This window comes from Achromobacter aegrifaciens, assembly GCF_902859965.1.
GTDB lineage: Bacteria > Pseudomonadota > Gammaproteobacteria > Burkholderiales > Burkholderiaceae_B > Achromobacter > Achromobacter aegrifaciens.
In genome coordinates this window covers 664,828-684,148 of the sequence record NZ_CADIKO010000003.1, presented here as the reverse complement: position 1 = coordinate 684,148, position 19,321 = coordinate 664,828, and the positions used below count along the sequence as shown (strand labels likewise).

14 protein-coding genes are annotated in these 19,321 nt (G+C 66.5%); 3 read left to right on the top strand and 11 right to left on the bottom strand.

From position 1 onward, the window contains the following. Nucleotides 1-108: 108 nt before the first annotated feature. Both HV793_RS22155 and HV793_RS22150 read right to left on the bottom strand, forming a co-directional pair. A complete protein-coding gene (locus tag HV793_RS22155) occupies nt 109-759 on the bottom strand; it encodes an HAD family hydrolase (RefSeq protein ID WP_054450595.1) in 651 nt (216 codons plus the stop codon). Between the two features lie 2 nt (nt 760-761). Beyond that, nucleotides 762-1,724 carry an RluA family pseudouridine synthase gene (locus tag HV793_RS22150; RefSeq protein WP_175181235.1) on the bottom strand — a complete coding sequence of 321 codons (963 nt, stop codon included), beginning with the start codon at nt 1,722-1,724 and terminating at the stop codon, nt 762-764. Nucleotides 1,725-2,247: 523 nt separating this feature from the next. On the opposite strand from HV793_RS22150, the gene HV793_RS22145 reads away from it, so the two are divergent. Beyond that, complete coding sequence (locus HV793_RS22145; protein WP_175213948.1) at nt 2,248-5,313, top strand: Rne/Rng family ribonuclease; 3,066 nt, start codon at nt 2,248-2,250, stop codon at nt 5,311-5,313. A gap of 141 nt (nt 5,314-5,454) precedes the next feature. Here the strand turns inward: HV793_RS22145 and HV793_RS22140 are convergent, their stop codons facing one another. Further along, nucleotides 5,455-6,351 (bottom strand): LysR family transcriptional regulator, encoded by an 897-nt coding sequence (locus HV793_RS22140; protein ID WP_054450590.1) that lies wholly within the window; start codon nt 6,349-6,351, stop codon nt 5,455-5,457. A gap of 173 nt (nt 6,352-6,524) precedes the next feature. On the opposite strand from HV793_RS22140, the gene HV793_RS22135 reads away from it, so the two are divergent. After that, nucleotides 6,525-7,460 carry a dihydrodipicolinate synthase family protein gene (locus HV793_RS22135; protein WP_054450588.1) on the top strand — a complete coding sequence of 312 codons (936 nt, stop codon included), beginning with the start codon at nt 6,525-6,527 and terminating at the stop codon, nt 7,458-7,460. Between the two features lie 122 nt (nt 7,461-7,582). Here the strand turns inward: HV793_RS22135 and HV793_RS22130 are convergent, their stop codons facing one another. From HV793_RS22130 to argE, 7 genes are all read right to left on the bottom strand, one after another. Further along, a complete protein-coding gene (locus HV793_RS22130) occupies nt 7,583-9,130 on the bottom strand; it encodes a UxaA family hydrolase (RefSeq protein WP_175213947.1) in 1,548 nt (515 codons plus the stop codon). A 46-nt stretch (nt 9,131-9,176) separates the two neighbouring features. Then, on the bottom strand, nt 9,177-10,184 hold the full coding sequence (locus HV793_RS22125; RefSeq protein ID WP_175213946.1) for a Bug family tripartite tricarboxylate transporter substrate binding protein: 1,008 nt from the start codon (nt 10,182-10,184) through the stop codon (nt 9,177-9,179). A gap of 288 nt (nt 10,185-10,472) precedes the next feature. After that, nucleotides 10,473-11,021 (bottom strand): acyloxyacyl hydrolase, encoded by a 549-nt coding sequence (locus tag HV793_RS22120; RefSeq protein ID WP_054450583.1) that lies wholly within the window; start codon nt 11,019-11,021, stop codon nt 10,473-10,475. A gap of 234 nt (nt 11,022-11,255) precedes the next feature. Then, nucleotides 11,256-12,131 (bottom strand): acetyl-CoA carboxylase, carboxyltransferase subunit beta, encoded by an 876-nt coding sequence (gene accD, locus HV793_RS22115; RefSeq protein WP_054450581.1) that lies wholly within the window; start codon nt 12,129-12,131, stop codon nt 11,256-11,258. Between the two features lie 35 nt (nt 12,132-12,166). Further along, nucleotides 12,167-13,030 carry a tryptophan synthase subunit alpha gene (gene trpA, locus HV793_RS22110; protein ID WP_054450579.1) on the bottom strand — a complete coding sequence of 288 codons (864 nt, stop codon included), beginning with the start codon at nt 13,028-13,030 and terminating at the stop codon, nt 12,167-12,169. Nucleotides 13,031-13,040: 10 nt separating this feature from the next. Beyond that, entirely contained in the window at nt 13,041-14,240 is a 1,200-nt protein-coding gene (gene trpB / locus HV793_RS22105) for a tryptophan synthase subunit beta (protein ID WP_054451311.1), read from the bottom strand. Between the two features lie 131 nt (nt 14,241-14,371). After that, on the bottom strand, nt 14,372-15,523 hold the full coding sequence (gene argE, locus HV793_RS22100) for an acetylornithine deacetylase (protein WP_054450578.1): 1,152 nt from the start codon (nt 15,521-15,523) through the stop codon (nt 14,372-14,374). 120 nt (nt 15,524-15,643) lie between these two features. Between argE and HV793_RS22095 the strand changes: the two genes are divergently transcribed. Beyond that, nucleotides 15,644-16,957, top strand: coding sequence for an MFS transporter (locus HV793_RS22095; protein ID WP_175213945.1), 1,314 nt, complete (start codon nt 15,644-15,646; stop codon nt 16,955-16,957). Between the two features lie 40 nt (nt 16,958-16,997). Here HV793_RS22095 and HV793_RS22090 read toward each other — a convergent pair whose 3' ends face one another. Then, nucleotides 16,998-19,265 (bottom strand): RelA/SpoT family protein, encoded by a 2,268-nt coding sequence (locus HV793_RS22090; protein ID WP_175213944.1) that lies wholly within the window; start codon nt 19,263-19,265, stop codon nt 16,998-17,000. Nucleotides 19,266-19,321 lie beyond the last annotated feature (56 nt).

Genomic DNA, 19,321 nt, shown 5'->3' with positions numbered 1-19,321 from the left:
ATATTCCGCGGCAGCCGGCGCTTGCGGGTATTTCCTATAGACCCGCGCGTACGGCGGGCGTTCCGCGCCCGGACTGCGCACGCCCGGAGAATCCCGGGCGCCAGGTCGCTAGATACGAGGCAGCAGCCATTCGCGCACCTTCGGCACGCTGTCGAGCACCGCCTGGGGCGAACAACCCTCAAGTTCCTTCAGGGTATGTGCGCCATAGGTCACCCCCAGGCCATGCACGCCGGCATTGATCGCCATCTGCAGGTCGTGCGAGGTGTCACCCACCATCACGACGCGGTCCGGATCCACGTCCAGCTCCTGCATCAGCTCGTGCAGCATCGCCGGATGCGGCTTGCTGAAAGTTTCGTCGGCGGTGCGCGTGGCATCGAACAGCGGCCCCAGGCCGGTCGCGGCCAGCGCGCGGGTCAGGCCCACGCGGCTCTTGCCGGTAGCCACCGCCAGGCGCACGTTCTGCCCGGCCAGTTCGGCCAAGAGTTCCTGCACGCCCTCGAACAGGCGCAATTCCGGATCACGCAGCAGATAGTGCGTGCGGTAGCGCTCCAGGAAGCGCGGCAGCATCGCCTGCGTCAGTTCCGGCACCGCGCGGCGCAGGGCGCTTTCCAGGGACAGGCCTATCACCCAGCTGGCATCGGATGCCGAAGGCACCGCCAGCTCCAGGTCGCGGCAGGCGCCCTGGATGGCGGCCACGATGCTGTGCGTGGAATCCATCAGGGTGCCATCCCAGTCAAAAACGACCAGCGAATACGACATAATCAGACCGACTCCAGTTGTTTCAGTATTTTCCGGCAAGCTGGGGGCAGCTCGGCGGTAAGCGTCAGGGACTCGCCCGTCACCGGATGGGCCAAAGTCAATTGGTGGGCGTGCAGGAACATCCTGCCAAAACCCATGCGCGCGAACTGCGCCCGTACTTCATCGTGGCCGTACTTGTCGTCGCCCACGATGGGGAAGCCGCTGGCGGCCAGGTGCACCCGGATCTGATGGGTGCGACCGGTACGCAATTCGGCGTCGACCAGACTATAGCCACCAAAACGCTGCTTGAGCGTGACGATGGTGTGCGCCGACTGGCCGTCCGGATCGACCTTGACCCGGCGCTCGCCGGACTGGGTGGTCCACTTGGACAGCCCCAGCTTGATGTGCTGGCGGTCATTGACCCAATCGCCCTCGACCAGGGCCAGGTAATGTTTGTCCCCTTTTCCTTCGCGCAGCATGGCGTGCAACGCCAGCAGGGCGCTGCGCTTCTTGGCCACCATCAAGAGACCCGAGGTCTCCCGGTCCAGGCGATGGACCAGTTCCAGGAACTTGGCGCCGGGCCGGGCCGCCCGCAGCTGTTCGATCACGCCGAAGGACACGCCGCTGCCGCCATGGACCGCCACGCCGGCGGGCTTGTCCACGACAAGCAGCGCCTCGTCCTCGAACACCACGGGGAATTCGGCGCCAGGCACCGGACGGGGCTTGCCCGGGTCAGGCAGCCGCAGCGGCGGAACGCGGACAACGTCGCCCTCGGCGACGCGGTAGTCGGCCGAAGTGCGTCCCTTGTTTACCCGCACTTCGCCGCCGCGTATGGCCTTGTAGATATGGGTTTTGGGGACGCCCTTGCACAGGCGCGCAAGGTAGTTGTCCAGACGCTGGCCGGCATGCTCGGCATCGACTTCCACCATCCGGACGGCAGGGGGAGCTTTAGAGAGGGAAAGCGAGGGGGAAGTTTCTTTGCGCATTGCGAAAAGCGACATATAATCGGGACAGCCTAAAGGGGCTGAACTAGCCGCCTGACGTAGAGATGCAACGTTACGCAACTCCGTCGAGCGCGCGGGCCGCCATTGTACTGCCTGCTCATTCAACCCCCGGGGTCATTTGGTCGCCGGCGCAACCGCGCCCTGCCGGATAGTGGTGTGGCATTCATTTTGCCCGCTGTCCCAGCAGGTCCGTTGCATGCCGCAAGCGGCTCTGAAGCACCGCAAGAATCGTCGCATATTTAAAGCACCAGCTGCGCGTGGGCAACCAATCCGACCGCAACTGCCGTTCACAGCACTTTTCCGTCAAACCACATTCAGTGAAGCTGACCCTCCTGCTGACAGAACCCCGAGCCCCACGGCTCGACGTGCCCGCCTGACCCGCGGCGGATACGCCTGGGCGCCGCCCAGGTACGGTCCGCAACTCTTGCCCGCTTCAGCCCGCAGCCCGAGTGACCCGAGGTCACGCGCCGATATCGGCGCGTCATGACAACGGAGAACCCCTCTCATGAAGCGCATGCTGTTCAATGCGACGCATCAGGAAGAATTACGCGTCGCTATCGTCGATGGGCAAAAACTCATCGACCTCGACATCGAGACTGCCGGCCGCGAACAACGCAAAGGCAATATCTACAAAGGTGTCATCACCCGGATCGAACCCGGCCTCGAAGCTTGCTTCGTCAACTACGGTGAAGACCGTCACGGTTTCCTGCCTTTCAAGGAAGTGGCCCGCAGCTACTTCAAGGAAGGCGTGGACGTCCGCAGCGCCCGCATCCAGGACGCCCTGCGCGAAGGCCAGGAACTGATCGTCCAGGTTGAAAAGGAAGAGCGCGGCAACAAGGGCGCCGCCCTGACCACGTTCATCTCGCTGGCCGGCCGCTACCTGGTCCTGATGCCCAACAATCCCCGTGGCGGTGGCGTTTCGCGCCGCGTCGAGGGCGAGGACCGCCAGGAACTGCGCGACACGATGGAGCAGCTCGATCTGCCCCAGGGCATGAGCATCATCGCCCGCACCGCCGGCATCGGCCGCAACGTCGAAGAGCTCCAGTGGGACCTGTCCTACCTGTTGCAGCTCTGGACCGCGATCGACGGCGCCGCGCGCGACAACTCCGCGCCGATCCTGATCTACCTGGAATCCAGCCTGGTCATCCGGGCCATCCGCGACTACTTCTCCCCGGAAATCGGCGAGATCCTCATCGATACCGACGAGATCGCCGACCAGGCCACGGCCTTCATGAGCGTGGTGATGCCGGACAACGTCCAGCGCGTCAAACGCTACCGCGACGATATCCCCCTCTTCTCCCGTTTCCAGATCGAACACCAGATCGAAACGGCGTACTCGCGCACGGTCACGCTGCCCTCGGGCGGCGCCATCGTCATCGACCACACCGAAGCCCTGGTTTCCGTGGACGTCAATTCGGCCCGCTCCACGCGCGGCGCCGACATCGAGGAAACCGCGCTGCGCACCAACTCGGAAGCAGCCGATGAAGTGGCCCGCCAGTTGCGCCTGCGCGACCTGGGCGGCCTGATCGTCATCGACTTCATCGACATGGAGGACAGCAAGAACCAGCGCGCCGTCGAACAGCGCCTGCGTGACGCCCTCCACTTCGACCGCGCCCGCGTCCAGATGGGCAAGATTTCGCGCTTCGGCCTGATGGAACTGTCGCGCCAGCGCCTGCGTCCCGCCCTGAACGAAGGCTCGCACATCACCTGCCCGCGCTGCAACGGCACCGGCGTGATCCGCGACGCCGAGTCCAGCGCCCTGCATGTGCTGCGCCTGCTGCAGGAAGAGGCCATGAAGGAAAACACCGCCGCCGTGCACGCCCAAGTGCCGGTCGACGTTGCGACCTACCTGCTGAACGAAAAGCGCGCCGACATCACCAAGATGGAAGCCCGCCTCAAGGTCAACCTGATGCTGATCCCCAACAAGCATCTGGAAACGCCGCACCACCACATCGAGCGCCTGCGCCACGACGATCCGCGCCTGGAAGAACTGAAGACCAGCTTCGAACTGGTTGAAGCCCCGGCCACGGACGCCCCCTGGCAGCCGCGCGAGCACGAAATCAAGTCGCGTCCGGAAGCGCTGGTCAAGGGCATCACGCCCTCGCAGCCCGCTCCTGTTTCGACCCCGGCTCCCGCTGCGCCGGCTCCCGCGCCGGCAGCAACCGGCGGCCTGGGCGGCCTGTTCAAGCGCCTGTTCGGGTGGCTGGGCGGCAGCTCCGAAGCGGCCAAGCCCGCTCCCGCTGCCCAGGAAGACAGCGCCAAGCGCGCCAGCTCCGGCCGCGGCAAGGGCCGCAGCAGCCATGACGGCCAGGAACGCCGTGGCGAACGCCATGGTTCGGACCGCAACCGCAACCGCCGCGGCGAATCCCGCGGCGAAGGCGCCGAGGGCAGCGAAGGCGGCCGCCACCACGTCCGCGGCAACCGCCGCGCCGAGGGCGAGCGCCAGGAACGCGGCGACCGCAACAACCGCAACGACGCCCGTGGCGAACGCGACACCCAGGCTGCGCAAGCTGCCCTGGCGTCCAACCGCCCCGAGCAAGCCGTGGAAGCTGGCGGCGAGGACAGCGGCGCCGGCCGCAACCGCCGCCGCGGCCGTGGCCGCAATCGCCGCGAGGAAGGCCAGTCCGACGCCCCGATGAGCGAACAGGAAAGCATGGTCGCCGCCCTGGCGCAGACGGTCGCCACCGCCCTGCCCGAAACCAAACCGGCTCCTGAAGCCGCCGCGGTGACCGCCGAGGCCGGCGAAGCCGAAGCCGTGCTCGAACAGACCGCCGATGGCGTACCCGCCGTGGAAGGCGCCGAAGGCGCCGCCGATCCCGAGCGCAAGCGCCGCCGCCGCCGCAGCCGCCGTGGCCGCCGCAGCCAGGAAGAAGCTGGCTTGGCCGGCAGCGACGACCAGCAGGAAGATGGCGCCGACGACGACAGCATCGAACAGTCGGAAGAAGCCGCTGCCCAGCCCGCCGTGACCGCTGCGCAAACCGAGGAACCTGCCGCACAGGTCCAGGCCGCTCCGGCGCAAGCCCAGCAGCCCGAAACCACGACAGCCGAGCCCGTCCAGGTTGCCGCTGCTCCGGTTGAAACCCAGCCGGCAGCGCCCGTGCAGGCCCAAGCCGAGCAAGCCGTCGAACCCGTGGTCCAGCCCGTGCAGACGGCTGCCGCCGAAGTGACCCAGCCGGTGTCCGTGCAGGCCGCGAGCGAGGTTTCCGCCCCCGCAGCGACCGAGCCGGCGCCGGTGGAAGCCGCCGCCGTCGAACCCGTGGTTGCTCCCACCCCGGTGCCGGTCGCCCCGGTTGCTCCGGCCGCGCCTGTCGCGCAGGAAGCGGCTGCCGCGACGCCCGCAGCCAGCCAGCCCATCGTGGTGCCGGCTGTCGCCCCGTCGGCCAAGGCCCAGGCCCTGCACGACGTGGTGAATGCCGCCGGCCTGCAGTGGGTGGAGACCGATCCGGACCGCCACGCCCAGACCCAGCTGCGTATCGCCGCTGCGCACACGCCGGTCCGCCTGGGCCGCGAGCGCAAGCCGGTCGCGCCCGTTTCCAACGAGCCGCTGGTTCAGGTCGAAACGCGCCACTAAACCGCAGGCCCGCAAGGGCTTGCGACTGGCAGCACATCGCACCCCGTACGCTGGATACCGATCCAGCGTACGGGGTGTTTTCATGGTGGGTCCGCAGGGCAGCGACGCCCGGGGCGACTCGCAGCGCGCCCCCTCCGCCGCTCACTCGTCCTCTATCGGCTCCGCGGGCAGGTTCAAAGCCAGGCCGGCCTCTTCGACGAACGCTTCCGCCAACGCCGAATGCGGCATATGCCGGGCCCAGATGATCCCCATGCAGCGCAGAGGCGCGCGCCCCGGCAGCGGCACTCGCTTGACGCGCCGGCTGTCCACCCAATCCGGCGCCCAATCGGGCACCAGCGACACGCCCAGCCCTTCCGACACCATGCAGGCGATGCCCATCAGGCCGTCGACCTCCAGGCGCTCGCGCGGCACGATGCCGTGCTGGCGCAGATACTGGTCCGCCAGCCGGCCGCCCCAGACGTTGCGGTCATAGCGTATAAAAGGCTGCGTGCTCATCAGTTCGTGGGCGTCATTGCTCACGGTATCGGGCGGCGCCAGCACCACCAGCGGCTCTTCCGCCACCAATTTCCAGGCGTAGCCCTTGGACAGGTTGAATTGCGGTTTGACGATGAAGGCCGCGTCCAGGTCGCCGTTGATCACCCGGTGGTACAGGTGATTGGAGGTGCCTGGCTCCACGAAAACGGCCAGCTTGGGCAGGCGCCGGTACAGGCGCGCCAGCACGGTGGGCATGATGCCCGTCAGCGCCGACACCGACACGCCCAGCCTCAACTCGCCCAAGGGCGCGTCGTCGCTGGCGCTGGCCCGCAGGTCGCGCACTTCGCGCAGCACGCTGCGGGCTCGTTCCAGCACTTTCAGGCCCGCTTCGGTCGCCTTGACGCTGCGGCCCACGCGCTTGATGAGCGTGGCGCCCAGCTCTTCCTCCAGGGTGCGCACCCGCGCCGCAATGGCAGCGGGGGTCAGGTCCAGCCGGCGCGCGGCCTCCGCCAGCGATCCGCATTCGACCACCGACACAAAGCTCTGCACATATCGCGTATCCAAAGCGTCCCCCCTTTTTCTGCTGGCATGGTTTGCGCCAGGGCAAACCACAACAATTTTATGGATTGAAGCAATTAAACAGCAGATGTTCACTGGCCGCTTCGGTGCCAGAATCAGTCGTTGCCGCTGCGCCCCGTGGCGCGTCCTTTTCATTCATCAGAAAACGAGTAGAGACAATGAGCACCCAAGCCAGCATTCCCGGCGTTTTTTCTCCGGTCCTGACGCCATTCGACGCAGCCTATCGCCCGGCGCTGGGACGCTATGTGAAGCACTGCCGCTGGCTGCGCGAACAATCCGTCGGGCTGGCCATATTCGGCACCAACTCGGAAGCCAACTCGCTCGCCCTGTCGGAAAAGCGCAGCCTGCTGGACGCGCTGCTGGAAGCGGGCGTGGAACCGTCGGCGCTGATGCCCGGCACGGGCGCCTGCGCGCTGCCCGACGCGATCGAGTTGACACGCCACGCCGTGCGCAGCGGCAGCATGGGCGTGCTGGTCCTGCCCCCCTTCTATTACAAGGGCGTGAGCGACGAAGGCCTGTTCCGCTACTACGCCGAACTGATCGAAGGCGTGGGCGACGACCGGCTGCGCATGTACCTGTATCACATCCCTCCCGTGAGCCAGGTGCCGCTGAGCCTGGACCTGATCGACCGCCTGCTCGACCGCTATCCCGGCCAGGTCGCCGGCGTAAAGGACAGTGGTGGGGACTGGAACAACACGGCGGCCATGATCGAACGCTTCGCGCCGCGCGGCTTCAAGGTCTACGCGGGCAGCGAAGCCTTCCTGCTGCAGACCCTGCGCGCGGGCGGCGTGGGCTGCATCACCGCCACCGGCAACGTCAATCCGGGCCCCATCGTCGCCCTGCAGCAGCGCTGGCAGGAAGCCGACGCCGACGCTCGCCAGGCCGGTCTGAACGCGACCCGCAACGTGTTCGGCAAATTCCCCATGATCCCCGCGATGAAGGCCGCGATTGCCTGGAAATCCGGCGATCCGGCCTGGGCGACGGTACGCCCGCCCCTGGTGGAACTGAACGCTGAACAGCGCACCGCCTTGCAGGCCGCCCTGGATGAGAACGGCTTCGACATGCCCGGCGCGCAGACCCTGGCGGACAACTAGCGCCCAATCCCGCGGGCGCTAGTTGTCCGCGGGATTGAACAGCGCAATATCCGCAGCACGAAGCGCCCCGGCGCACGGCGACCTGAAGCCGTGCGCCGGGGCGCTTCTTTTGGCGGTGCCGCTCAGCTCACCACGCCGATGTTCCAGGGCACGAACTCGTGATCGCCCAGTCCCAGCAGCTCGCTCTTGCTGCGCGTGCCGGAGGCCACCAGCAGGATTTCCTCGAAGATGCGCTGCGCCACTTCCTGTAGCGTCGCGGTGCCGTCCAGGATGTCGCCGCAATTGACGTCCATGTCCTCCGTCAGCCTTTCATACATCGGCGTATTGGTCGCCAGCTTGATCGAGGGCACGGGCTTGGCGCCGAACATCGAACCGCGCCCGGTGGTGAAACAGATCATGTTGGCCCCGCCGGCGATCTGTCCGGTCGCGGACACGGGGTCGAAGCCCGGCGTGTCCATGAACACCATGCCGGGCTGGCGCACCGGCTCCGCGTAGCGGTAGACCTCCATCAACGCCGTGGTGCCGCCCTTCATCGAAGAGCCCAGCGACTTCTCGAAGATGTTGGCCAATCCGCCCATCTGGTTGCCCGGACTGACCTTGCCGTTGATCTGCACGTCGCGCCCCGGCGAGTACTCTTCCTTCCACCAGCGGATGCGCTGCACCAGCTTTTCGCCGACCTCGCGGTTGCGGGCGCGCGAGGTCAAGGTGTGCTCCACGCCATAGATCTCAGGCGTTTCGGACAGGATGGCGGTGCCGCCGTGGCGCACCAGGATGTCCATGGCCGCCCCCAATGCGGGATTGGCGGTGATGGACGAAAAGCCGTCCGAACCGCCGCATTGCAGGCCCACCGTCAGATGCCGCGCCGGCACCGGCACGCGCTCGACCCGATTGGCCTCGGGCAACAGCGCCTGCACCGCGGCGACGCCCGCCTCGATGGTTTTGCGCGTGCCGCCGGTCTCCTGCATGATGAAAGTCTTCAACCGCGCGCCCGCCTCCAGGCCCTGGTCCTTGAGCAAGGCATCCAACTGATTGCGCTCGCAGCCCAGCCCGACGATCAGCACGGCGGCGAAGTTGGCGTGACAGGCGTAACCGCCCATCGTCCGGCGCAACAAATCCATGGGTTCGCCGGACATCTCCATGCCGCAGCCCATGCCATGGCTCAGCGCCACCACGCCGTCCACATTGGGATAGGCGGCCATCAGCTGCGGCGTGAAAGCTTCGGCAATGCGATGCACCACCGTCGCCGAACAGTTGACCGTCGCCATGACCCCGATGTAGTTGCGCGTGGCGACCTGTCCGTTGGCGCGCACGATGCCGAGAAAGCGCGCCTGCTCGGACTCGGGCAGGACCGGCGTCGCCACGTAATCGCGGGCGTGCGCGTAGTCCCGGTCGAACTCCTGGAAGTCCAGGTTGTGCGAATGGACGTAGGTGCCGGCCGGAATGTCGCCCGCTGCAAAGCCGATGCAGACGTTGTACTTGAGGATGGGCTCGCCGGCGCGCAGGTCGCGCGCCGCGATCTTATGCCCTGCCGGGATCTGGCTGCGGCTGACGATGCCTTCGGAGGGTACGGCCATGCCTATGCCGATGGGCACGCGCGCCACCACGACGTTGTCCGCGGAATGCAGCCGGATGACGGGGCCGGCTGCACGTTTTTCAGTGAAATCGATCATGTCTGGATCTCGTAGGGATAAAGGCTCGCCCGCGCGGGCTGGACGCCTATTCGGGTTTGATGCCTATGTCGCGGATCAGCACCGACCAGCGCGGCAGCTCCGAACCCACGAAACGCGTGAAGGTATCGGAATCGCTGCCCACCACTGTGAAGCCCTGCTCGCTGAGCTTGGCCTGCATATCGTTCTGCTGCACGGCGGCGCGGATGGAATCGGAAAGCTTGGCCACCACGGGCTTGGGCGTATTGGCCGGCGCGAACACGCCATACCAGGTCGACACTTCGAAGTCCTTGAACCCGGACTCGGCCAGGGTCGGGATTTGCGGCGCCTTGGGGTCGCGCTTCAGGCTGGTAATGGCCAACGGCCGGACCTTGCCCGATGCGATGTGAGGCAAGGCCACAGGCAGATTGGCGAACATGTACGGCACGTGCCCGCCCAGCACGTCGGCCATGGCGGCCGATTCGCCCTTGTACGGCACATGCGTCACCTTGGTGCCCACCATGTGCGCATACAGCTCGCCGGCTATGTGCTGCGGGCCGCCCTGGCCGGACGAGGCATAGCTCATTGCGCCATCCCCGGCCTTGCGGATCTGTTCCGTCAGCTCCTGTACGGTCTTGGCATCCACCAAGGCTGGATTGACCACCAGGATCAGCGGCATGGTCACGATCTGCGATACCGGCGCAAAGTCCTTCTCGGGCTTGAAGGGCAAGGACGGGAACAGCGAAGGCGCCACCACCATGGTGGACTGCGAACCCAGGAACAGCGAGTAGCCATCGGCAGGCGAACGGGCGACGTTGTCGGCGGCGATGGTGCCGGTGGCGCCGGCCCGGTTTTCGACCACCACCTGCTGCCCCAGGCTTTCTGCCATCTTGGCGCCGACCAGGCGCGCCACGATGTCCGCGCCGCCTCCCGGGGCAAAGCCCACGACCATGCGCAGCGGCTTGTTAGGAAACTCCTCGGCCATGGTGGCGGATGAGCCGCAGGACAGCGCGAGGCCCAGGCCTAGGGCTACCGTCATGCGCGTCAGGGGACGCGCGGGCGTACAGGGGGTTTTCATGCGTTGGTCTCCGTATGCCATCGGCGCGCCCCTCCCCGGCCGCAGCCAAGCGTGCCGGGCGGAGCCGCGCGGCGGCTCGTTGTGTGTTGTGCAGTGCCAGAGCATTCTGGCGATTGCACTCCCTACCAACAAGTATGTATACGCAGCGTCAGAACATAATATTTTTGAGGTATCAAATTAGACTTGCCGCAATGCAGCACAGCAGCCCAAAAAAAATCCACCCCTGAGGGTGGATCTGTCTGTGCGGCGGGCCCTTGGGGCCGCGCCACGCCCACATACATGGCGTGATCAGAACTGGTAGGTGTACGTCAGCTGCACCACGTCCAGGCCCGGGTTCGGGCGCTTGATGCTGGCGTTCGAGAAGTGCGAATAGCGCAGGCCGATGCGATTGTTCGGCGTCACGAGAAAGCCCATGCCGATGTGGTCGCCAAACTGGAAAGCGGTGCTGATGTTCTCGTCGGCGAAACGCGTGCTGGAGAAGAGCGTGGCGCCAATACCCGCTTCAATGTAGAAGCGTTCGCCGGTCCACCAGCGGAACATCGGGATGGCGTTGAGCTGCCAGACATGGCCCGGGGAGCGCGAGCCGCTCGCCTTCCAGTACGACGCGCCGAGTTCGGGCGTCAGGTCCAGCCGACCCCAGTTGCCACCGAACTGGTAGGTCCAGACCGAAGCCGTTTCGTAGTTGATCGTCAGGCGCTGATAGTGGTCTCCAATGCCGTAATGCACGCTGACGCCGCCCTGAGTACCCTCGGACGATTGGGCGCTTGCCAGCGACGCGGTTGCAGCCAGGGCAAGTCCCACAAGGCCGGTAAGCATCTTCTTCTTGGTCAACTGCATTGGAAAACTCCGTAGATTTCAAACCTAGTACGCAACATAGCAAAATCCGGGCCGGAAGGCTCAAGCTTTGTCGCACGCAGGCAACATCGCGGATGGAAAACACTGTTCCGCAAATTGTTCGTCATATGCGGCCCCGGGGCCGCATATGACAATGCCGCCGGAAGCCCTGGGCTGCCGGCGGCATCTTGGCGCTGTTCGTCTGGCCCATCGCCTCAGGCGCAGGCCGGGGCAAACTCAGGCCGTAACCACGTCCGCCGGTTGATTGGTCAGCAAGGCCAGCAGGCGGGCGATTTCCTCGCGCAGCTGGCGGCGGTCCACGACCATGTCGATGGCGCCCTTCTGCAGCAGGAACTCGGCGCGCTGGAAACCTTCCGGCAGTTTTTCGCGCACGGTCTGTTCAATCACGCGCGGGCCGGCAAAGCCGATCAGCGCCTTGGGTTCTGCGATGACCACGTCGCCCATGAAGGCGAAGCTGGCTGACACGCCGCCCATGGTGGGGTCGGTCAACACGCTGATGAACGGCAGGCCGGCCGCCGACAGGCGGGTCAGCATGGCATTGGTCTTGGCCATCTGCATCAGCGACAGCAGGCTTTCCTGCATGCGCGCGCCGCCCGAGGCAGCCACGCAGATGAAGGGCGTCTTGTTGTCCAGCGCGGCCTGGGCGCCGCGCGCGAAGCGCTCGCCCACCACCGAGCCCATGGAGCCGCCCATGAATTCGAATTCAAAGCAGGCCAGCGTTGCGGATACGCCGCGGATCGAACCGCTCATGACCACCAGCGCGTCGGTTTCGCCGGTCTGCTTGACCGCTTCCTGCAGACGCTCGGGGTACTTGCGGGTGTCCTTGAACTTCAGCGTGTCGACCGAACGCGTGGTCTGGCCGATCTCGACGCGGCCCTCGACATCCAGCAGCGAGTCGATGCGGGCACGGGCCCCGATGCGCATGTGGTGGTCGCACTTGGGGCAGACGTGCAGGTTGGCCGCGAGGTCTTCGCTGTACAGCACCGATTCGCACGACGGGCATTTCACCCATAGGCCTTCGGGAACGCGGCGGGGGCCGCTTTCGCTGGTTTTATTGATGCGAGGAGGCAGGAGTTTTTCGATCCAGCTCATTGATTATTCATCCCGTATGAGGTCACGCCCGCCGCTCAGGCCGACGCGCTTGCTCGTTTTACTTGATCCAGCGCTTGCCGGATGGTGCGCAGCCAGCCGCTGGCGGCGGTGACTGCGGCGTCGGTTTTCTGGGCCGCGGGGGCATTCGCCGCCGCCTGCTCCATGGTTTCAATCAGTTTGCTGCCGATCACGACGGCATCCGCCGCGCGCGCCACGCGCTGGGCGCTTTCGGCGTCGCGGATGCCGAAGCCCACGCCCACCGGAATGTCGCGCACGTGGCGGCGGATCACGGCCAGGCGCTCGGCAACGTCGTCAGTGTTGAGCGAGCCCGAACCCGTGACGCCCTTGAGCGACACGTAGTACACGTAACCCCGCGCCACTTCGGCGACGGCCTTGATGCGCGCTTCCGTGGACGTGGGCGCCAGCAGGAAGATGGGCGCAATGCCGTGCCCGCCCAGCGTGGCGGCGAACTCGACGACTTCTTCGGGCGGATAGTCCACCACCAGCACACCGTCCACGCCCGCCTGCTCGGCGCGACGCGCGAACTCGGCCTGGCCCATGCGTTCGATCGGGTTGGCATAACCCATCAACACCACCGGCGTGGATGCGTCGCGCTGGCGGAATTCAGCCACCAGCTCCAGCACGCGGGCCAGGCCCACGCCTTGCGCGATGGCGCGGTCGGCGGCGCGCTGGATCACCGGGCCGTCGGCCATGGGATCGGAGAACGGCACGCCCAGTTCGATGACGTCGGCGCCGGCCTCGACCAGCGCATGCATCAGGGGAACGGTCGCGGCGGGCGAAGGATCGCCGGCGGCAATGTAGGGAATCAGCGCCGCGGCGCGGCCGGATTCGGCGGTGCGCGCAAAAGCGGCGGCAATGCGGTCGATGCGAGTGGTCATGGACAGGGCCTCAGAGCTCGATGCCGGCCTGTTCGGCCACGGTATGCATGTCCTTGTCGCCACGGCCCGACAAGTTGACCAGGATGACGGCGTCGCGCGGCAGCGTGGCGGCCATCTTCACGGCTTGCGCGATGGCGTGCGAGGACTCCAGCGCGGGCATGATGCCTTCGATGCGGCAGCAATCGTGGAAGGCCTTGAGGGCTTCCGCGTCGGTGATGCCGACGTACTCGGCGCGGCCGGAGTCCTTCAGCCAGGCATGTTCCGGGCCCACGCCGGGATAGTCCAGGCCGGCGGAGACCGAATGCGTTTCCTGAACCTGGCCGTCGGCGTCCTGCATGACATAGGTGCGGTTGCCGTGCAGCACGCCCACCTGGCCCGCGGCCAGGGAAGCGGCGTGGCGGCCGCTGTCCATGCCCTCGCCCGCCGCCTCGACGCCGATCAGGCGCACGTTTTCGTACGGAATGTAGGGATGGAAGATGCCCATGGCGTTGGAGCCGCCGCCCACCGCCGCCACGACGTAGTCGGGCTGGCGGCCGGTGGCCTCGGGCATCTGCGTCAGGCATTCGTTGCCGATGACGGTCTGGAAATCGCGCACCATGCGGGGATAGGGGTCGGGACCCGCCACCGTGCCGATGATGTAGAAGGTGTTTTCGATGTTGGTGACCCAGTCGCGCATGGCTTCGTTCAGCGCGTCCTTCAGGGTGCGCGAACCGGACGTGACCGGCACCACCGTCGCGCCCAGCAGCTTCATGCGGTAGACGTTCGAGGCCTGGCGGCGGACGTCTTCGCTACCCATGTAGACCACGCATTCCATGCCGTAGCGGGCCGCCACCGTGGCGGTGGCCACGCCGTGCTGGCCGGCGCCGGTTTCGGCGATGACGCGCGGCTTGCCCATGCGCTTGGCCAGCAAGGCCTGGCCGATGCAGTTGTTGACCTTGTGGGCGCCGGTGTGGTTCAGGTCTTCACGCTTGAACCAGATCTGGGCGCCGCCCACCATTTCAGACCAGCGGCGTGCGTGGTAGACCGGGCTGGGCCGGCCGACGAAATGCTTGAGTTCGTAGTTGAACTCTTCCTGGAAGGCGGGGTCGACACGGTAATGGTCATAGGCCGCGCGCAGCTCGTCGAGCGCGTGCATCAGCGTTTCCGCCACGAAAACACCGCCATAAGGGCCAAAATGGCCCTGGGCATCCGGAAAGTCGTAAGGTTTCACCAAGCATCTCCCCCGGGTATCGCGGCAGGCCACTGCCGGCCGCAAATCCGGTTTGCAACCCGTCATTTTACCTGACGCCGGCAGCGGCCGGGGGCAACGCCCCAGCCGCCCCGGGAACCGTCAGCCTGCCCTCAGAGCGACTGCCCCAGGCGGCGCAGGAAGGTGTCGCAGGCGGCCAACTGGTCCAGCGCGACGTACTCGTTGGGCTTGTGGGCCTGTTCGATATGGCCGGGGCCGCAGACCACGGTGGGGATGCCGATGCCCTGGAACAGGCCAGCCTCGGTGCCGTAGGCAACCTTGCGGGTGGCGCGGTCTTCGGTCAGGGCGCGCACCAGCTGGGTGATGGCGGCTTCCTCGGACGCTTCCAGGGCGGGCGCGGCCGCGCCCGTCTCGATTTCGATGCTGGCGCCGTCGAATTCGGCCTTCATGCGCGGCAGGAGCTCTTCGCGCACGTATTTTTCAACTTCTGCCTGGATCTCGTCGGGCTGCATGCCGGGCAGGTTACGGAATTCGTAGGTAAATTCACACAGTTCGGGGATGGTATTGACCGCGATGCCGCCCCGGATCTGGTTGGTGGTCATCGTGGAGAACGGCACGTCGTAGAACTGGTCGTAGGGGCCGTTGGCCTTGAAGCTGTCGGCCAGGTCGCGGATGCGGCAGATCAGGCGGGCGGCATATTCGATGGCGTTGCAGCCGCGCGGGGTCAGCGACGAGTGCGCCGCCTTGCCGTGCACCTTGCAGCGGAACAGGTTGATGCCCTTGTGCGCCACCACCACCTGCATGCCGGTGGGCTCGCCCACCACGCAGCCTTCGGGGCGGATGCCGCGTTCGTGCAGGTCGGCCAGCATGTAGGGCGCGCCGGCGCAGCCGACTTCCTCGTCATACGAGAACGCCAGGTGCATCGGCTTCTTGCGCGGCATGGCCAGGAATTCCGGCACCATTGCCAGCGAGCTGGCGATGAAACCCTTCATGTCGCAGCTGCCGCGGCCATAGAGCAGGCCGTCCTTTTCGACGAGCTTGAACGGATCCGTGCTCCATTCCTGGCCGTCGACCGGCACCACGTCGGTGTGGCCGGACAGCACGATGCCGCCCTGCATGCCGCCGTCCTGGGCGGGCAAGGTCGCGAACAGGTTGGCCTTGGTGCGCTCCGGATTGTGCGCCAGCCATGCGTCGACGCCCTGGCCCTTGAGCCAATCCCGGACGGTTTCGATCAGGGCAAGATTGGAATTGCGGCTGGTGGTGTCAAAGCCAACCAGCGTTTCCAGCCAGGTGCGCGCGTTCATGTCACTACTCTCTTGAGGAAAAACAGGAGTGTAAGGCCAGCGCGCCTCCGCGTCTCGGCGTGGTCCGGCGCGCGAAGCGCCTAGAATGTCGCCCGGTTAGGCAAACCCCAAGGAGAAACCGTGCAGCACAAAGCAGTTCCCACACGCAACATCGTGGCGGCAGTAATAGGCAATGCCCTCGAATGGTATGACTTCCTGGTGTTCGCGTTCATGACGCCGATCATCTCGAAGCTGTTCTTCCCCACCGACCCCAGCGTTCCCGGCAGCGAGCTGAACGCCATCCTGATGACCACCGCCATTTTCGGCGTCGGCTTCTTCATGCGCCCCGTGGGCGGCATCATCCTTGGCCTGTACGGCGACAAGAAAGGCCGCAAGGCCGCCATGGTCATGGTGACCTCGCTGATGGCCGTGTCGATCGCGCTGATCACCGTGGCCCCCACCTACCACGCGGCCGGCATCCTGGCCCCGATCTTCATCCTGATCGCCCGCCTCTTGCAGGGCTTCTCCGCCGGCGGCGAATTCGGCACCTCGACGGCGCTGCTGATCGAGATGGCGCCCAACGGCAAGCGCGGCTTCTACGGTTCCTGGCAGATGGCCGGCCAGATGCTGGCGCTGCTGATCGGCGCGGCCTGCGGCACGCTCATCACCGAGTTCTTCACCCCGCAACAGATCGCCGACTGGGCATGGCGCCTGCCGTTCGCGTTCGGCCTGGTCATTGTCCCCATCGCCATCTATATCCGCCGTAACGTCGATGAAACCGACGCGTTCAAGCAGATCAAGGAAGAAGAGCGCCAAGCCGCCGCCCGCGGCGACGTGCAGCGCCTGAGCCTGGGCCAGATGCTGAAGACGCATACCCGCGAAGCGCTGATCGGCGTGGGCCTGGTCGTCACCGCGACCGTGTCCATCTACATCACCTTCACGTATCTGGTGACCTACTCCACGCAGATCCTGAAGCTGCCGCTGAACCAGACCTTCCTGGTGCAGATGGCGGGCGCGGCGCTGATGGTGCTGCTGACGCCCTTCATGGGCGCCTGGTCCGACCGCATCGGCCGACGCCCCCTGGTGATCGGCTCGCTCATCGGCTACCTGATCGTGCTGTATCCGCTGTACTACTGGCTGTCGGACGCGCCGTCCATCGGCCGCCTGCTGACCGTGCAGGTCGTGGTCTGCCTGTTCGTGTCGGCATTCTTCGGCGTGTTCAGCACGGTGATGGCGGAACTGTTCCCCGCGCGCGTGCGCTCGGTGGGCCTGTCCCTGGCCTACAACGTGGCCGTGATGATCTTCGGCGGTTTCGCGCAGTTCATCGTGACCTGGCTGATCAAGACCACCGGCTCGCCGATGGCGCCCGCCTATTACGTGATGTTCGGCGTGGCGCTGGGGCTGATCGCCGCGTTCTACATGCGCGACCGCGCGCACGAAGAGCTGGACAACTGAGTCCTGCTCCCGCCCGGGCCGCCCGGCCCGGGTTTCCCGCCTAGCGGCGTGTCGCCGACGACACGCCCGGCACTTCGGCCAGGGCGTCCAGCGCGCGCGACAGCGATTCCCCGCCGCGCACTTCCACCGTGAACACCATATGGGCCAGCGACTGCTTGCTCTGTGTGTTCACGCCCACCACGTTCAGGCGCAGCCGCGCAAAGACTTCGGACAGGTCCCGCAACAGGCCGGAACGGTCGTGCGCGCGCACACTGATGTCCACCGGGTAGAACGTGTCGGCGGTTTCGCCCCAGGCCACCTCGATGACGCGCTCCGGCTCTCGCGCGGCCAGCGCCAGATAGCTGTGGCAATCGCTGCGGTGGATCGACACCCCGCGTCCGCGCGTGACAAAGCCGGCGATCGGATCGGGCGGCGCCGGACGGCAGCAGCGCGCCAGCTGCGTCAAGAGCGACCCCACCCCCACCACCAGCACGCCGCTCTTGCCGCTTTTCTCGGCGCTGCCGGCGCTGGCGTGGCGCAAGGCGGCCGGCTGCGGCTCGACGACCGGCCCGGGCTGCTGGAACAGGGTGTCGATCTGCCGCAGGCTGAACTCTTCCTTGGCCGCCGCCACGTACAGGTCGTCGGCGCGGGCGAATCCCAGGTTCTGCGCCAGCTGTTCCAGATTGACGGCAGTCTTGCCCAGCCGCTGCAATTCCTTTTCGACCAGCGCCTGGCCCTGCGTGATGCGCTGCTGCAATTCGATCGCGTTGAACCACATGCGCACCTTGGCGCGGGCCCGCGGACTGGCCAGAAAGCCCAGCTGCGGGTTGAGCCAGTCGCGCGACGGCCCGCCGGACTTGGCGGAGATGATCTCCACGGTCTGGCCGGTGGACAGATGGGTCTGCAGCGGCACCATCTGCCCGTCGACGCGGGCGCCGCGGCAACGGTGGCCAAGGTCGGTGTGCAGGTGATAGGCGAAATCGACCGGCGTGGCGCCGGCGGGCAGTTCGATCACGCGCGCCTGCGGCGTCAGCACGTAGATGCGCTCATCGGTATGGGCCGGCGCCGCCGCCGGGCCGCGCTGCCTGCCCGATGCCGGCTTGGCGGGCGCGGGCTGGGCGGGTTCGCCGCCGCCCTCGACATCGCTGTTCCAGGCCAGTAGTTGCCGCATCCACGCCAGTTGCCGGTCGTATTCGCTGGAGGCCGCCACCTGGCCGCCCTTGGCGCCCGCTTCCTTGTAGCGCCAATGCGCGGCCATGCCGTATTCGGCGAACTGATGCATTTCGCGCGTGCGGATCTGCACTTCGAAGGGACGGCCGTCGTCGTCGGCCACCACCGTGTGCAGCGAGCGGTAGCCGTTGGGCTTGGGCCGCGAAATATAGTCGTCGAATTCTTCCGAGATCGGCGTCCACATTTCGTGCACCATGCCCAGCGCCGTATAGCAGGCGCGCACGTCGTCAACGATGATGCGCAGCGCGCGCAGGTCGTACATCTGCGAGAAATCCAGCCGCTTCACGCGCATCTTGTTCCAGATGCTGTAGATGTGCTTGGGCCGGCCGCTGACCTCGGCCTCGACGCCCGCCTTGGCCAACCCCGTCTGCAGGCGCTCGATGGCGCCGGCGATGAAGGCTTCGCGCTCCACCCGCTTTTCTTCCAGCAGGCGGGCGATCTGTTTGTACTTGTCGGGCTCCAGGAAGCGGAACGCCAGATCTTCCATTTCCCACTTGATCTGCCAGATCCCCAGGCGGTTCGCCAGCGGCGCATACAGGTCCAGGGTTTCGCGGGCGAAATCGGTGGAGCACGGCGCCTTGCTTTCCGCGTGCCAGCGCAAGGTGCGCAGGCGCGAGGCCAGCCGCATCAGCACGATGCGCAGGTCGGCCGCCATGGCCAGCAGCATCTTGCGCTGCATTTCCTTTTGCGAGCCGCTTTCGGCGGCGGCGTCGCTCGCCTGCCGCGCCACCACGCCCAGGCGCAGCAGCGCGCGCGTGCCCTGCACCAGCCGCGCGATCTCGGGACCGAAGGCGGCCGCGACCGGATCGCTGCGCAGGGACGGCGCGGGCGCCATCAGGTCGGTCGGCAAGGCAGCCAGCAACGCCGCGGCGCGGGTGGCGGCATCGGTATGCAAGGCCGCCAGGATGCGGACCACGCCCGCGCCGTGTCCGGCCAGGGGTTCGCCGGTCAGCGCCTGCTGCCCTTCGAAACGCGGCTCGGCCCAGGCCACGGCCTGGTCGATCAGCGCCACGCCGTCGGCATCCAGGCCGGCGCCTACCTCCTGGCGCCAGGTAGCGTCGAAAGGCGTAGGCGCGTCGGGAACAGGCGGGGCGGACATGACGGACGGCGGGCGGATGTAGTTTGATATCCCGACACTCTACACTAGGGTTTGTA